This window comes from Streptomyces sp. cg36, from assembly GCF_041080675.1.
Classification (GTDB): Bacteria; Actinomycetota; Actinomycetes; order Streptomycetales; family Streptomycetaceae; genus Streptomyces.
Map to the genome: position 1 here is coordinate 5,819,212 of NZ_CP163520.1, position 15,192 is coordinate 5,834,403.

The 15,192-nt window shown below is 71.2% G+C and carries 12 protein-coding genes; 8 read left to right on the forward strand and 4 right to left on the reverse strand.

Features of this window, described 5'->3' with window-relative positions; all coding sequences use genetic code 11:
- Positions 1-121: 121 nt before the first annotated feature.
- The 3 genes from AB5J87_RS25750 to AB5J87_RS25760 all read left to right on the forward strand — a co-directional run bounded on the left by AB5J87_RS25750 (position 122) and on the right by AB5J87_RS25760 (position 2,367).
- Positions 122-733, forward strand: coding sequence for a cell division protein SepF (locus AB5J87_RS25750; RefSeq protein ID WP_369379669.1), 612 nt, complete (start codon positions 122-124; stop codon positions 731-733).
- Positions 734-803: 70 nt separating this feature from the next.
- Positions 804-1,094, forward strand: a complete 291-nt coding sequence (locus tag AB5J87_RS25755; protein WP_067158122.1) for a YggT family protein — start codon at positions 804-806, stop codon at positions 1,092-1,094.
- 55 nt (positions 1,095-1,149) lie between these two features.
- Positions 1,150-2,367, forward strand: a complete 1,218-nt coding sequence (locus AB5J87_RS25760) for a DivIVA domain-containing protein (protein WP_369379671.1) — start codon at positions 1,150-1,152, stop codon at positions 2,365-2,367.
- 502 nt (positions 2,368-2,869) lie between these two features.
- Here the strand turns inward: AB5J87_RS25760 and ileS are convergent.
- A complete protein-coding gene (ileS, locus tag AB5J87_RS25765; RefSeq protein ID WP_369379673.1) occupies positions 2,870-6,010 on the reverse strand; it encodes an isoleucine--tRNA ligase in 3,141 nt (1,046 codons plus the stop codon).
- A 580-nt stretch (positions 6,011-6,590) separates the two neighbouring features.
- On the opposite strand from ileS, the gene AB5J87_RS25770 reads away from it, so the two are divergent.
- From AB5J87_RS25770 to AB5J87_RS25785, 4 genes are all read left to right on the forward strand, one after another.
- The gene (locus tag AB5J87_RS25770) at positions 6,591-7,505 is read left to right on the forward strand and encodes a TraR/DksA family transcriptional regulator (protein ID WP_369379674.1); all 915 of its coding nucleotides are present in this window, start codon (positions 6,591-6,593) and stop codon (positions 7,503-7,505) included.
- An 81-nt stretch (positions 7,506-7,586) separates the two neighbouring features.
- Positions 7,587-8,135 carry a signal peptidase II gene (gene lspA / locus AB5J87_RS25775; RefSeq protein WP_369383670.1) on the forward strand — a complete coding sequence of 183 codons (549 nt, stop codon included), beginning with the start codon at positions 7,587-7,589 and terminating at the stop codon, positions 8,133-8,135.
- 52 nt (positions 8,136-8,187) lie between these two features.
- On the forward strand, positions 8,188-9,129 hold the full coding sequence (locus AB5J87_RS25780; RefSeq protein WP_190088782.1) for an RluA family pseudouridine synthase: 942 nt from the start codon (positions 8,188-8,190) through the stop codon (positions 9,127-9,129).
- Positions 9,130-9,285: 156 nt separating this feature from the next.
- Positions 9,286-10,872, forward strand: a complete 1,587-nt coding sequence (locus AB5J87_RS25785; protein ID WP_369379676.1) for a Na+/H+ antiporter — start codon at positions 9,286-9,288, stop codon at positions 10,870-10,872.
- A 31-nt stretch (positions 10,873-10,903) separates the two neighbouring features.
- Here AB5J87_RS25785 and AB5J87_RS25790 read toward each other — a convergent pair whose 3' ends face one another.
- The gene (locus AB5J87_RS25790; protein WP_369379678.1) at positions 10,904-11,971 is read right to left on the reverse strand and encodes a mechanosensitive ion channel family protein; all 1,068 of its coding nucleotides are present in this window, start codon (positions 11,969-11,971) and stop codon (positions 10,904-10,906) included.
- A gap of 30 nt (positions 11,972-12,001) precedes the next feature.
- Here AB5J87_RS25790 and AB5J87_RS25795 point away from each other — a divergent pair, with 30 nt between their 5' ends.
- Entirely contained in the window at positions 12,002-12,571 is a 570-nt protein-coding gene (locus tag AB5J87_RS25795; RefSeq protein ID WP_369379680.1) for a dienelactone hydrolase family protein, read from the forward strand.
- A 9-nt stretch (positions 12,572-12,580) separates the two neighbouring features.
- Here AB5J87_RS25795 and AB5J87_RS25800 read toward each other — a convergent pair whose 3' ends face one another.
- Positions 12,581-14,230, reverse strand: a complete 1,650-nt coding sequence (locus tag AB5J87_RS25800) for an alkaline phosphatase (protein ID WP_369379682.1) — start codon at positions 14,228-14,230, stop codon at positions 12,581-12,583.
- Positions 14,231-14,339: 109 nt separating this feature from the next.
- Complete coding sequence (locus tag AB5J87_RS25805) at positions 14,340-15,152, reverse strand: thioredoxin domain-containing protein (RefSeq protein ID WP_369379683.1); 813 nt, start codon at positions 15,150-15,152, stop codon at positions 14,340-14,342.
- Positions 15,153-15,192: the final 40 nt, after the last annotated feature.

The window sequence follows — 15,192 nt, forward strand, 5'->3', positions numbered from 1 at the left end:
ATTCCCACTTTTCGGTGGGCAGACCGAGTGGATCGTGGGCACTTGGTGACACTGCGGCAATGGGTGGCACTGCGACACATGGCGACAAGGGCGATCCACCACAGAGCGGAGGAATCGGAGCATGGCCGGCGCGATGCGCAAGATGGCGGTCTACCTCGGTCTCGTGGAGGACGACGGGTACGACGGCCCGGGGTTCGACCCCGACGACGAGTTCGAACCCGAGCCCGAGCCCGACCGTCGGCGGCACCAGCCCCCGCACCAGGTCGAACGGGACGAACCGGTACGAGCCGTACAGCCTCCGGCGCAGCGGGAGCCGGTCTCCCACGCGGCCGTCCTGCCCGCGGAATCCGGGCGTCCGGCGCGAATCGCCCCCGTGGCGTCCATCACACCTGAACGTCCGAGCCTGGAGAAGAACGCACCGGTGATCATGCCCAAGGTCGTGTCCGAGCGGGAGCCCTACCGCATCACCACGCTGCACCCGCGGACCTACAACGAGGCCCGTACCATCGGGGAACACTTCCGCGAGGGCACGCCGGTGATCATGAACCTCACCGAGATGGACGACACCGATGCGAAGCGACTTGTCGACTTTGCCGCCGGTCTCGTGTTTGGTTTGCACGGCAGCATTGAACGGGTGACGCAGAAGGTGTTCCTGTTGTCGCCTGCTAACGTCGATGTCACGGCGGAGGACAAGGCCCGTATCGCAGAGGGCGGTTTCTTCAACCAGAGCTGAGACACGACACCGGGAACGATCCGGCCACGGGGCCGGGGGCATTGAGAGCAAGGGGAGAGGGAAGCGCGGGATGGGCGTCGCACTGGATGTGGTCTACATCGCGCTGATGTGCTTCCTCATCGTGCTGATCTTCCGGCTCGTCATGGACTACGTATTGCAGTTCGCACGTTCATGGGAACCCGGCAAGGCGATGGTGGTCGTTCTTGAGGCCACTTACACTGTCACCGATCCACCGCTCAAGCTTCTGCGGCGGTTCATCCCGCCGTTGCGTCTCGGGGGCGTGGCACTCGACCTGTCCTTCTTCGTTCTGATGATCATCGTTTACATCCTCATCTCCATCGTCACCAGCGTGGGGAGATAGATGTGAGCGACACGGTCCTGCCGACTGCCGACGACTACGTAGAGGTGAAGAAGAGATGCCGCTGACCCCTGAGGACGTGCGGAACAAGCAGTTCACGACCGTCCGCCTCCGAGAAGGCTATGACGAGGACGAGGTCGATGCCTTCCTGGACGAGGTCGAAGCCGAACTGACCCGCCTGCTTCGCGAGAACGAGGACCTGCGCGCCAAGCTGGCCGCCGCGACGCGCGCCGCCGCGCAGAACCAGCAGCAGCAGGGCATGCGCAAGCCCGAACCCCAGGACCAGCGAGGCCCGGGCGCCCCGGTGCCCGCCGCCATATCCGGACCGCCGCAGGTGCAGCAGCAGCCGCAGATGGGGCCGCCCCAGCTGCCGAGCGGCGCCCCGCAGCTCCCGGCCGGCCCCGGTGGCCACGGCCCGCAGGGCCAGCACGGCCAGAACCCGATGGGCCAGAACCAGCTCGGCCAGGGCCCCATGGGCCAGGGTCCGATGGGGCAGAACCCGATGGGGCAGAACCAGCTCGGCCAGGGCCCGATGGGCCAGGGTCCCATGGGTCAGGGTCCGATGGGGCAGAACCCGATGGGCCAGAACCAGCTCGGCCAGGGCCCCATGGGCCAGCCGATGGGCGGCCCCATGGGCGGCCACGGCCCGCAGCTGTCGCAGCCCGGCCAGGGCCCCGGCGGCGACAGCGCCGCCCGTGTCCTCTCGCTGGCCCAGCAGACCGCCGACCAGGCGATCGCCGAGGCCCGCTCCGAGGCCAACAAGATCGTCGGTGAGGCCCGGTCGCGCGCCGAGGGTCTGGAGCGGGACGCCCGCGCCAAGGCCGACGCGCTGGAGCGGGACGCGCAGGAGAAGCACCGCGTCGCGATGGGCTCGCTGGAGTCCGCCCGCGCCACGCTGGAGCGCAAGGTCGAGGACCTGCGCGGCTTCGAGCGCGAGTACCGCACGCGTCTGAAGTCCTACCTGGAGTCGCAGCTGCGTCAGCTGGAGACCCAGGCCGACGACTCGCTGGCGCCGCCGCGCACCCCGGCGACCGCGTCGCTGCCGCCGGCCCCGCAGATGAGCGGGTCCATGGCGTCGGCCGGTGCCGGTGCGATGGGCGGCCACACCATGGGCGGCCAGCCGTCGATGGGCAACGGTCCGTCGTACGGCGGGCAGCAGCAGATGTCGCCCGCGATGACGCAGCCGATGGCGCCGGTGCGGCCGCAGGGGCCGTCGCCGATGCAGCAGGCGCCGTCGCCGATGCGCGGCTTCCTCATCGACGAGGACGACAACTGACGGGCTGATCGCGCACAACCCGCGCGTAGCCTTCGGCAGGCTCAGGGCCGGGCCCCCGGATTTCTCCGGGGGCCCGGCCCTTTTCCGCCCCCACCCCGCCCCTTCACCTGAACCCTCCGGGGGTGGGGGTGGGTTTTCCCGGGGGCGTACCCCCCCGGACCCCTGGGCGGGCCTTGCGGCCCTGCGGGGGCCTCTGCTTCCGGGTGCGGATCGTGGGGGCTGGTCGCGCAGTTCCCCGCGCCCCTAGGGGGTACCGGGCATCCGGAGTACTCAGCTCAGCCCTGAGCTTTCAGGGGCGCGGGGAACTGCGCGAGGAGCGACCACGGTCCGCAGACGTAGGCGGGTTGTCAGGGGCGCGGGGAACTGCGCGACCAGCCCCCACGGTCCGCGGGTGGAATGACTGCCGCCCGGCCCAGGGCTTTCGGGGAGGGGCGGGGTGGGGCGAAGCAGAGCGGCCCGGCCCCGGTCTTCCCGGGGACGGGCCGCTCGCCGTGCCGCGTGGTTACGCCTTGCGCAGGCGGAACGTCAGCGACAGGGACTCGTCCGTGAACGGGTCACCGTACGTGCCGTCCGCCGCCCCCGCCGCGTACTCCGTCGCCAGGACCTCCTCCGCGATCAGCTCCGCGTGCGCGGACAGCGCCGAGACGACCTCCGCGTCGGAGGACTCCCACCGCACCGCGATCCGGTCCGCCACATCGAGACCGCTGTTCTTGCGGGCCTCCTGGATCAGCCGGATCGCGTCACGGGCGAGGCCCGCCAGCCGCAGCTCCGGCGTGATCTCCAGGTCGAGCGCGACGGTCGCGCCGGAGTCGGACGCCACCGACCAGCCCTCGCGAGGCGTCTCCGTGATGATCACCTCGTCGGGGGCGAGCACGACCTCCTCGCCACCCACCGTGACGGTCGCCGCCCCGGTGTCCCGCAGGGACGCCGAGAGCGCCGCGGCGTCGGCCGCGGCGACGGCCTTGGCCACGTCCTGGACGCCCTTGCCGAACCGCTTGCCCAGGGCGCGGAAGTTCGCCTTGGCGGTCGTGTCGACCAGGGAGCCGCCCACCTCGGAGAGGGAGGCGAGGGACGAGACGTTGAGCTCCTCCGTGATCTGCGCGTGCAGCTCGGGGGAGAGCGCCTCGAAGCCCGCCACGGCGACCAGCGCGCGCGACAGCGGCTGACGGGTCTTGACGCCCGACTCCGCGCGCGTGGCGCGGCCGAGCTCCACCAGGCGCCGCACCAGCAGCATCTGCTGCGACAGCGTCGGGTCGATGGCCGAGGCGTCGGCTTCCGGCCACGTCGACAGGTGGACCGACTCCGGCGCGCCCGGGGTCACCGGCACCACCAGGTCCTGCCAGACCCGCTCGGTGATGAACGGGGTCAGCGGCGCCATCAGCCGCGTGACGGTCTCCACCACGTCGTGCAGGGTGCGCAGCGCCGCCCTGTCGCCCTGCCAGAACCGGCGCCGCGAGCGGCGCACGTACCAGTTGGACAGGTCGTCCACGAAGCCGGACAGGAGCTTGCCGGCGCGCTGGGTGTCGTACGCCTCCAGCGCCTGCGTCACCTGGTCGACCAGCGCGTTCAGCTCGCTCAGCAGCCAGCGGTCCAGCACCGTGCGCTCGGCCGGGGCCGGGTCGGCCGCGCTGGGCGCCCACTGCGAGGTGCGCGCGTACAGCGCCTGGAAGGCGACCGTGTTCCAGTACGTGAGGAGCGTCTTGCGGACGACTTCCTGGATGGTGCCGTGGCCCACCCGGCGGGCCGCCCACGGGGAGCCGCCGGCCGCCATGAACCAGCGCACCGCGTCCGCGCCGTGCTGGTCCATCAGCGGGATCGGCTCCAGGGTGTTGCCCAGGTGCTTGGACATCTTGCGGCCGTCCTCGGCGAGGATGTGGCCGAGGCAGACCACGTTCTCGTACGCGGACTCGTCGAACACCAGCGTGCCGACCGCCATCAGCGTGTAGAACCAGCCGCGGGTCTGGTCGATGGCCTCGGAGATGAACTGCGCCGGGTACCGGCTCTCGAACAGCTCCTTGTTCCGGTACGGGTAGCCGTACTGCGCGAACGGCATCGAGCCCGAGTCGTACCAGGCGTCGATCACCTCGGGCACCCGCACGGCCTCCAGGGAGCAGCCCTCGTGGGTGCAGGTGAAGGTGATGTCGTCGATGTACGGGCGGTGCGGGTCCAGCGCCGACTGGTCGGTGCCGGACAGCTCGCCGAGCTCCGCGCGCGACCCCACGCAGGTGAGGTGGTTCTCCTCGCAGCGCCAGATCGGCAGCGGGGTGCCCCAGTAGCGGTTGCGGGAGAGCGCCCAGTCGATGTTGTTGTTCAGCCAGTCGCCGAAGCGGCCCTGCTTGACCGAGTCCGGGAACCAGTTGGTCTTCTCGTTCTCCCGCAGCATCGCGTCCTTGACGGCGGTGGTGCGGATGTACCAGGACGGCTGCGCGTAGTAGAGCAGCGCGGTGTGGCAGCGCCAGCAGTGCGGGTAGCTGTGCTCGTACGGCACGTGGCGGAAGAGCAGACCGCGCTCGGCCAGGTCCTGCGTCAGCTTCTCGTCGGCCTTCTTGAAGAAGACGCCGCCGACCAGCGGCACGTCCTCCTCGAAGGTGCCGTCGGGGCGGACCGGGTTCACCACCGGCAGGCCGTACGCCTTGCAGACCAGGAGGTCGTCGGCGCCGAAGGCGGGGGACTGGTGGACCAGACCCGTGCCGTCCTCGGTCGTCACGTACTCGGCGTTGACCACGTAGTGCGCGGGCTCGGGGAACTCGATCAGCTCGAAGGGGCGCCGGTAGGTCCAGCGCTCCATCTCCTTGCCGGTGAAGGTCTCGCCCGTGGCGGTCCAGCCCTCGCCGAGGGCCTTCTCCAGCAGCGGCTGGGCGACGACCAGCTTCTCCTGGCCGTCGGTGGCGACGACGTAGGTGACCTCGGGGTGGGCGGCCACGGCGGTGTTGGAGACCAGCGTCCAGGGCGTGGTCGTCCACACCAGCAGCGCGGCCTCGCCCGCGAGGGGGCCGGAGGTCAGCGGGAAGCGGACGAAGACCGAGGGGTCGACGACCGTCTCGTACCCCTGTGCCAGCTCGTGGTCGGAGAGGCCGGTGCCGCAGCGCGGGCACCAGGGGGCGACGCGGTGGTCCTGGGTGAGCAGGCCCTTGTTGAAGATCTCCTTCAGCGACCACCAGACGGACTCCACGTACTCGGGGTCCATCGTCCGGTAGGCGTCGTCCAGGTCGACCCAGTAGCCCATCCGGGTCGTGAGGGCCGAGAAGGCGTCGGTGTGGCGGGTCACGGACTCCCGGCACTTGGCGTTGAACTCGGCGATGCCGTACGCCTCGATGTCCTTCTTGCCGCTGAAGCCGAGCTCCTTCTCCACGGCGAGCTCGACCGGCAGGCCGTGGCAGTCCCAGCCGGCCTTGCGGGCCACGTGGTAGCCGCGCATGGTGCGGAAGCGGGGGAAGACGTCCTTGAAGACGCGGGCCTCGATGTGGTGGGCGCCCGGCATGCCGTTGGCGGTCGGCGGGCCCTCGTAGAAGACCCACTCGGGGCGTCCCTCGGACTGTTCGAGGGTCTTGGCGAAGACCTTGGACCGCTCCCAGAACTCCAGCACGGCGTGCTCAAGGGCGGGCAGGTCCACCTGGGCGGGCACCTGGCGGTACTGCGACATCCGTTCATCCTCCGGCGGATCGTCGTACGTTTCCGTCGGAGGGACGAGAGCTGCGGCCGTCCTACGGCCCCGCGCTCCCGCGGTACCACCCTCCTTGGCGGTGTACGGGACACCGCCCCCTCATTGGGGTCGCGAAGCCGGTTCTACTCGCACCGCGCCCGGCGGGTGCTTTCTTCCGGCGGCTCCGGGGTGATCTTCACGTCGCGCTCGCCTCCGGGCTCACACCGTCCCCGGATCGCTCTCGGCTGCGTACGACGCTACTCGTCCCCTTCACGCCTCTCGCTGCGCCCAGTGTACGGGCCCGCGCCGACAGCGGCCGACCGGATTTCGCGGCCCGCGCGCACGGGGCCGCCACGCGCGCGTGATGACCCGAATGGCCATACGTGGTCCCACGGAGTCCGGCCGGGCCCGCGCGGCGGATTACCGGCCGGAGAGCTGGGCACAACGGATGCAGGTTCGTCTCCGGGCGCGTGCGGCGGGGGCGGACCGGCGGCGTGCCCCGTTGCCGCGGGCCTGGGGTCGATTTATCGTCCCAGCACGATTCGCGAGCAAGATCACAATATGTGAAGGGGTCGCGGCCATGGTGGCGAAGAAGACCGCGTCGGCGTCCGATGACGCCGTGAACGGGGAGGCCACAAAGGCGTCCGGGAAGAAGACCGCGGCCAAGAAGGAGGCGGCCCCGAGGAAGACCGCGGCCAAGAAGTCCGCGCCCCCCGCCGAGGGGGCCGCGGCGAAGAAGACGGCGGCCAGGAAGACGTCCGCCGGGAAGACCGCGGCCAAGAAGGCGGCGGCGCGGGACGCCTCGGCCCAGGAGGCGGCGGCCGGTGGGGCCGTCGCGCCGAAGGCCGCGGCGAAGAAGGCCGCCGCGAAGAAGACGGCGGGCACCAAGGCCGCGGCCAAGAAGGCGGCACCGGGCAGGGCTGCCGGCACGGCAGCGAAGAAGGCCGCCGAGGCGGCCGAGGGGGCGGCCGAGGCCGCGGAGCAGAGGGGAGCCGAAAAGGTGGTAGCCAAGAACACGGCAGGCGGGGCGGCGGCCAGGAAGTCCACGGCGGCGGTGTCCGCGGTGCCCAAGGCCAGGGCCGTCGTCGCCGGGGTGCCCGGCGAGCTGCCGGTGCGGCCCGGGGAGGACCCCTGGACGCCCGCCGAGGTCGCCGAGGCGCGTACCGAGCTGACCAGCGAGGTGCTGCGGCTGCGCAGCGAGATCGACACCTCCGAGGCGGCCCTGAGCGGTCTGATGCGCGACTCCGGGGACGGCGCGGGCGACGACGACGCCGACACCGGCACCAAGAACATCACCCGCGAGCACGAGATGGCCCTGGCCGCCAACGCGCGCGAGATGCTGGAGCAGACCGAGCGGGCCCTGGAGCGGCTCGACGCGGGGACGTACGGCTACTGCGAGGTCTGCGGCAACCCCATCGGCAAGGCGCGGATGCAGGCGTTCCCGCGCGCCACCCTCTGCGTCGAGGACAAGCAGAAGCAGGAACGCCGGGGCTGAGCCCGTACGTGTGTGTCGTACCCTCGTCCTCAGTCAGGTACCTAGGGTTGTCGAGGGACTCACGTGGCAGAGGCGGAGCGCATCATCGGTACGCCGGACGTAGAAGGGCCCGACGAGGGCGCGGCCCTGGACGAGCGGCCCAAGGGGCGGCGCAGGATCGCCGTGCTGTTCGCGGTGGCGCTCTTCGCGTACCTGCTCGACCTCGGCAGCAAGATGCTCGTGGTGGCCAAGCTGGAGCACCACGAGCCGATCGACGTCGTGGGCGATCTGCTGAAGCTGGAGGCGATCCGCAACCCGGGCGCCGCGTTCGGCATGGGCGAGGCGTTCACCGTGATCTTCACGGTCATCGCGGCGACCGTCATCGTGGTGATCTTCCGGCTGGCCCGCAAGCTCTACAGCCTGCCGTGGGCGATCGCGCTGGGCCTGCTGCTCGGCGGCGCGCTGGGCAACCTCACCGACCGGATCTTCCGCTCCCCGGGCGTCTTCGAGGGGGCGGTGGTCGACTTCATCGCCCCGGCCCACTTCGCCGTCTTCAACCTGGCGGACTCCGCGATCGTCTGCGGCGGCTTCCTGATCGTGATCCTCTCGTTCCGGGGCCTGGACCCGGACGGAACCGTCCACGAGGACTGATCCCGACCCCGCTGGGAACGGCGGTGTCGGTGCGACAAGGCATACTCGACGGGTGAGCACGTTTCCCGAGATCCGCACCCTGCCCGTACCCGACGGCCTGGAGGGCGAGCGCGTCGACGCCGCCATCTCCCGCATGTTCGGGTTCTCCCGTACGAAGGCGGCCGAGCTCGCCGCGGCGGGGAAGGTCCAGGTCGACGGCTCGGTGGTCGGCAAGTCCGAGCGGGTGCGCGGGGGCGCGTGGCTGGAGGTCGAGATGCCCCAGGCGCCCGCGCCCGTGCAGATCGTGGCCGAGCCGGTCGAGGGCATGGAGATCGTCCACGACGACGACGACATCGTGGTGATCGTGAAGCCGGTCGGCGTCGCGGCCCACCCGAGCCCGGGCTGGACCGGGACGACGGTCATCGGCGGCCTCGCGGCGGCGGGGTACCGGATCTCCACCTCCGGCGCCGCCGAGCGCCAGGGCATCGTGCACCGCCTCGACGTGGGCACCTCGGGTCTGATGGTCGTGGCCAAGTCGGAGCGGGCGTACACCTACCTGAAGCAGCAGTTCCGCGACCGTGTCGTGGACAAGCGCTACCACGCCCTGGTGCAGGGCCACCCGGACCCGATGAGCGGCACCATCGACGCCCCCATCGGCCGCCACCCCAACCACGACTACAAGTGGGCGGTCACGGCCGAGGGCAAGCCGTCGGTGACGCACTACGACCTGATCGAGGCGTTCCGGGCGGCCTCGCTGCTCGACATCAAGCTGGAGACGGGCCGCACCCACCAGATCCGGGTGCACATGTCCGCCCACCGCCACCCGTGCGTGGGCGACCTGACGTACGGCGCGGACCCCACCATCGCCAAGCGCCTGGGCCTGACCCGCCAGTGGCTGCACGCGGTGCGCCTCGGCTTCGAGCACCCCTCGGACGGCGGCTGGGTCGAGTTCGAGAGCAGCTACCCCGACGACCTCCAGCACGCGCTGGACGTCATCCGGGCGGAGAGCGAGTGACGCCGCGGGCGTCGTAGGGGGCGCGGGGACGCGCGCGGTCGGCCCGCTGCCGTCCGCGCCCCCGCCACCTGCCGTTTCGCCCCCATGTGAGGGGGGTTGCGGTGACCCGCGTGGCACCCTGGGAGCCTTGATCGTCTAGGCGCCCGGAGGGCATTCGTGGACCAGCTGGCCCTGCTGTTCGTGCTCCTGCTCGGGGCGGTGGTCTCGGTTCCGGTCGGGGACCGGCTGAAGCTGCCCGCGCCGGTCCTGATGACCCTGCTCGGCGGGGTCCTGGCGCTCCTGCCGTTCGTCCCGAACGTCGACGTGCCGCCGGACTTCATCCTCCCGCTCGTCCTGCCGCCGCTGCTGTACGCCTCCGTGCAGCGCACCTCCTGGCGCCAGTTCGCCGCCAACGTACGGCCGATCCTGCTGCTCGCGGTGGCCCTGGTGTTCGTCACCACGGCGGCGGTCGCGGCCGTGGCGCACGCCGTGGTGCCCGGACTGCCGCTCGCCGCCGCCGTGGCGCTCGGCGCGCTCGTGGCGCCGCCCGACCCGGTCGCCGCCACCGCCGTCGCGGGCGCGCTCGGGCTGCCCCGGCGGCTGGTGTCGATCCTGGAGGGCGAGGGGCTGTTCAACGACGTCACCGCGATCGTGCTCTACCACGTGGCGATCGCCGCGGCCGTCAGCGGCGACTTCTCCTGGCCGCACGCGGTGGGCGAGCTGGTGCTGTCCGCGGTGGTCGCGGTGGTGGTCGGCCTGGTCCTCGGGTGGAGCGCCAACAAGCTGATCGGCCTGCTCGGCGACGCCACCCTCCAGATCGGCCTCACCCTGCTGGTGCCGTTCGTCGGCTATGTGCTGGCCGAGGAGTTCGGCGGCTCCGGCGTGCTCGCCGTGCTCACCCTCGCGCTCTTCCTGGCCGAGCACGCGGTCGACGCCGACGACGTCCAGGGGCGGCTCGCCGGGGCCACGTTCTGGCAGGTCGTCGACACCCTGGTGACCGGGATCGCCTTCGGGCTCATCGGCCTCGAACTGCACAACGTCTTCGGCACCGCCACCGGCCGGGTCGCCGAGATGGCGGGCTGGGGCGCGGTGGTGGTCGCGGTCGTGGTCGGCGTACGGCTGCTGTGGCTGCTCCCGGCCACCTGGCTGGCCAAGCGGCTGCACCACCGGCGCGACTACGACGAGGAGATCCCCACGACCTGGCGGGAGACGATCGTCATGTGGTGGGCCGGGATGCGCGGGGTGGCCTCGGTGGCGCTGGCCCTGGCCATCCCGTTCCGCACGGACGACGGGTCGGCCTTCCCCGCGCGCGACGAGATCGTGTTCATCGCCTTCTGCGTGATCATGACGACGCTGGTGGTGCAGGGGCTGACCCTGCCCTCCCTGGTGCGCAGGCTGGGCGTACGGGCCGACGCGGACGCCGAGCGGCTGCTGGAGCGCGAGCTCGCGATCCGGGCGGCGAAGGCCGCCAAGCGGCGGCTGCGGGAGATCGAGGACGTGGAGGAGCTGCCCGAGGAGGTCATGGAGCAGCTGGTGCGGCGCGCGTACGACCTGGGCGCGCGGATCAGCCCGGACATGGTCGACGAGGAGCGCAGGGAGGCGTACGCGCAGCGGGTGGAGCGGCTGCGGACCGTCCAGCGCATCCAGCGCGAGATGATGTCCGCGGCCCGCCACGAGGTGCTCTCCGCGCGCAGCGAGCCGGGCGCGGACCCGGAGATCGTCGACCGCGTGCTGCGCCAGCTGGACGTGCGCAGCCTGCGGTGACGCCTCCGGGCCCGCGCCCGGGAACCGGGTCCTAGTCGCCCGGCCGCCGTCGCGGCGGCGGTTCGGCCTCGTCGCGTTCCATGTTGATGCGGGGCAGGGCGTACGGATGGTGGTCGTGGAGCCAGCCGATCATCTGCTCGCGGACGGTGACCCGGACGGTCCAGATGTCACCGGCGTCCTTGGCCGTGACGGTGGCCCGCAGCACGATCGTCGACGGGGTGGTGTCGGTGACCGCCAGACCGCTCTCGCGGCCGTCCCAGGCCGGGCACTCGCGCAGGATGTCGTCCAGCTTCTCGCGCATCAGCGCCACCGGGGCCGAGTGGTCCAGGTGGAAGAAGACCGTGCCGGTCATCTGCACGCCGCCGCGCGACCAGTTCTCGAACGGCTTGCTGGTGAAGTACGAGACCGGCATCGTCAGCCGCCGCTCGTCCCAGGTGCGCACCGCGAGGAAGGTCAGGGTGATCTCCTCCACCGTGCCCCACTCGCCGTCCACCACGACCGTGTCGCCGATCCGCACCATGTCGCCGAAGGCGATCTGCAGCCCCGCGAAGAGGTTGCCGAGCGTGGACTGGGCGGCCACACCGGCCACGATGCCGATGATGCCCGCGGAGGCCAGGATCGAGGTCCCGGCCGTCCGCATCGCGGGGAAGGTCAGCAGCATCGCCGCGACCGCGACGACGCCCACGACGGCCGTCACCACCCGCTGGATCAGCGTGACCTGGGTACGGACCCGGCGCACCCGCGCGGCATCGTGCGCGGAGGCCGCGTACCGCGCGTACGACGCCTCGACGACCGCCGCCGCGATCCGCACCACCAGCCAGGCGCTCGCCCCGATGAGCACGAGGGAGAGGAGCTGGCCCAGGCCCGCGTCGTGGTCCTGCACCGGTGCCCAGCGGATCTGCCGGTAGGTGCCTCTCAGCAGCGCGGTCAGCACCACGAGCTGCAAGGGGAAGCGGCAGCGGCGCAGCAGACCCCACAGCGGGGTCTCGCGGTGCCGGGCGTCGGCCTGCCGCAGCAGTCGGTCGGCCAGCCACACCAGGGCCAGCGTGAGGACGACCGAGCCGCCGATGACGATCAACGGGCGGAGTACGTTCTCCATGCCCCCGACCGTAGCTGGCACCATGGCTCCATGAACATCATGCTTTTCCATTCGGCTTACGGCCTGCGGCCCGCCGTGCACGAGGCGGCCGAGCGGCTGCGCGCCGCCGGACACCTGGTGCACGTGCCCGACCTCTACGACGGCCGCACCGCCGACACCGTGGAGGAGGGCATGACGATCCGCGACGGGATCGGCAACGACGAGCTGCTCAGGCGCGCGGTCCTGGCCGCCGCCCCGCACTCCGACGGCGGGCTGGTCTACGCCGGTTTCTCGCTGGGCGGTTCGCTGGCCCAGACCCTGGCGCTCGGCGACGAGAAGGCCCGCGGGCTGCTGCTCTTCCACGGCACCGCGGACATCGCGGACGGCGCCTCGGCGGACGAGCTGCCCGTGCAGCTGCACGTCGCCGATCCCGACCCGTTCGAGACGCAGGACTGGCTGAACACCTGGTACCTGCGGATGGGCCGGATCGGCGCCGACGCGGAGGTGTACAGGTACCCGGGCGCCGGGCACCTGTACACCGATCGCGAGCTGCCGGACTACGACGAGAGGGCCGCCGAGCAGAGCTGGCGGACCGCACTCGGCTTCCTGCAGTCGCTGTAGCGCCCGGGGTCAGCCGACGGGCGAGTAGACCCGCTCGGCCTTCTGGCTGCCGTTGAGCGTGCGGTACGAGCGGGTCCACGAGGACGTGGCGTCCTGCTTCCGCTTGTCGGAGAGGACGTAGTAGTCCATCTGCGAGCGCTGGGCGTCGACGTCCAGGACGCCGTAGCCGTGCGAGTCCATGTCGACCCACTTCACGTGCCGGTTGGCGGCCTTGACGGCCGCCGCCGCCACCAGCGACACCGTGTGCGGGGCGACGTGCAGGGTCTCGTCCAGGTTGTCGGAGGTCACCGAGGTCACCACGAACTCGGTGGCCGCCGACTTGGACAGCGGGTAGGTGCCCGCCTTGACCGGTACGTCGTTGGCCCACGCCATGTGGATGTCACCGGTGAGGAAGACGGTGTTCTTGATGCCCTTGTCCACCAGGTGGCCGAGGAGCTCGCGGCGGTCGTCGGTGTAGCCGTCCCACTGGTCGACGTTGATGGCGATGCCCTCCTTGGGCAGGCCCAGCAACTCCGCCAGCGGCGCGGTCAGTTCGGCCGGCAGCGCGCCGAAGGCGACCGGCGAGATCATCACCGAGGTGCCGACCAGCTGCCAGGCGGCGTCCGAGGCGGAGAGCCCGGCCTTGAGCCAGTCCAGCTGGGCGCGGCCGGTGATGGTGCGGTCCGGGTCGTCCACCTTGCCGCTGCCCACGCTCGCCTGCTGGGAGCGGAAGGAGCGCAGGTCGAGCAGGTGCAGATCGGCCAGCTTGCCGTAGCGGATGCGGCGGTAGGTGGTGCCCGCGATCGAGGGGCGCACCGGCATCCACTCGAAGTACGCCTGCTTCGCGGCGGCCATCCGCGCCGACCAGTCGCCCTCGGTGGCCGGGGTGTGGTTCTCGGCGCCGCCCGACCAGGCGTCGTTGGCGAACTCGTGGTCGTCCCAGATCGCGATCATCGGGTGCGCGTGGTGCAGCGACTGGAGGTCGGCGTCCGTCTTGTACTTGCCGTGCCGGGTGCGGTAGTCGGCCAGGCTGATGATCTCGTGCACCGGCTCGTGCTGGCGTACGACGTACTTGGCCTCGGGGTAGGCGCCCGAGGCGTACTCGTAGATGTAGTCGCCCAGGTGCAGGACCGCGTGCAGGTCGGAGCGGGCGGCGAGGTGGCGGTAGGCGGAGAAGTAGCCGGACTCCCAGTTGGAGCAGGAGACCACGCCGAAGCGGGCGCTGGCGAGGGCGGCGTCGGTGGCGGGCGCGGTGAGGGTGCGGGCGACGGGGGAGAGCACGGTCCCGGCGGAGAACCGGTACCAGTACGCGGTCGCCGGGCGCAGGCCGCGCACATCGGCCTTCACGGTGTGGTCGGAGGCGGCGGTGGCGGTGGTGCGGCCACGGGCCACTATCCGCGTGAACGCCTTGTCCTCGGCGATCTCCCAGCCGATCTCGGTGTCCGGGCCCTTGCCGGAGCCGGGCACCGCCTCGGGAACGGGGGTGACCCGGGTCCACAGCAGGATGCCGTCGGGCAGCGGGTCGCCGGAGGCGACGCCGTGCAGGAAGGCGGGGGCCGGCGCGGAATCGGCGGCGGCGGCGGTCGCGCCGGCCACCAGGGGGGCGGCGGCGACGGCGGTGGCGGCGGCGGCCTTGACGACCGTGCGGCGCGTGGGGGTTGAGGTGAATCGACTGGTCACAGCCGGACACCTTACTGATGGGTAGGGCGAACGGGCAGACTCCCGTCAAAAGTTTGTCTGCCCGTTCGCCCGCCGTCATCTGAGACGGGGTCAGCCCTGGCGGGCCGGATCAGCCCTTGAGCGCCTTGTCGATGGCGGCGGTGAAGGAGGCCGGGTCCTGCGGCGCGTTGTCGCTGTTGGCACCGGTGATCTTCTTGCCGTCCATCTTGAGCGTGGGCGTGGCGGTCACACCGCTGTCGTCGAACTTCTTCGACATGGTGAGCGCCCACTTGTCGAACGTGCCGCCCTGCACGTCCTTCTGGAACTTGGCGTTGCCCTTGAGCGCCGGGACGGTGTCGGCGACCTCGATCAGGTAGCTGTCGTCCTTGAACTTGTCGGTCGTCTCGGCCGGGTGCCACTTGGCCGAGTAGAGCTGCGCCTTGTACTCCATGAACGCCTCGGGGCTCACGTTCAGCGCGGCGCCCAGGGCGCTCAGCGCGTTCTTGGAGCCGGTGCCGGGGCTGCCGTTGTCGATGAAGGTGGCGCCGATGAACTGGATCTTGTACTTGCCGGCGTCGACGTCCTTCTTCACCGTGGAGCCGACCTGCTGCTCGAAGACCGAGCAGACGGGGCAGCGCGGGTCCTCGTACATCTCCAGCGTCTTCTTGGCCGTCGGCTTGCCGATGACGACCGTGGTGCCGTCGTCGCCCGTGGTGTTGGCGGGCTTGACCAGCGTCTTGTCCTTGGCCGCGTCCCACTCGGTGGGCTTGTTGGCCTTCATGACCGCGAAGCCGACACCGCCGGCTATCGCCAGGACGCCGACGATCGAGGCGGCGACGACCACCTGGCGGCGTGCCTTGTCCTTCTTGGCCTGGCGCTCGCGCTCCAGTCGCAGCCGCTCGCGGGCGGCAGCCTTGTTGGCCTGGCTGTTGCGTGAACTCATGATCGTTTTCTCCGTGTGGCAGGTGTGGCAGAAAGAAGTC

Coding starts and splice junctions, on each gene's coding strand:
- AB5J87_RS25750 (WP_369379669.1), top strand. CDS start 122: ATGGCCGGCGCGATGCGCAAGATGGCGGTCTACCTCGGTCTCGTGGAG.
- AB5J87_RS25755 (WP_067158122.1), top strand. CDS start 804: ATGGGCGTCGCACTGGATGTGGTCTACATCGCGCTGATGTGCTTCCTC.
- AB5J87_RS25760 (WP_369379671.1), top strand. CDS start 1,150: ATGCCGCTGACCCCTGAGGACGTGCGGAACAAGCAGTTCACGACCGTC.
- ileS (WP_369379673.1), bottom strand. CDS start 6,010: ATGTCGCAGTACCGCCAGGTGCCCGCCCAGGTGGACCTGCCCGCCCTT.
- AB5J87_RS25770 (WP_369379674.1), top strand. CDS start 6,591: ATGGTGGCGAAGAAGACCGCGTCGGCGTCCGATGACGCCGTGAACGGG.
- AB5J87_RS25790 (WP_369379678.1), bottom strand. CDS start 11,971: ATGGAGAACGTACTCCGCCCGTTGATCGTCATCGGCGGCTCGGTCGTC.
- AB5J87_RS25795 (WP_369379680.1), top strand. CDS start 12,002: ATGAACATCATGCTTTTCCATTCGGCTTACGGCCTGCGGCCCGCCGTG.
- AB5J87_RS25805 (WP_369379683.1), bottom strand. CDS start 15,152: ATGAGTTCACGCAACAGCCAGGCCAACAAGGCTGCCGCCCGCGAGCGG.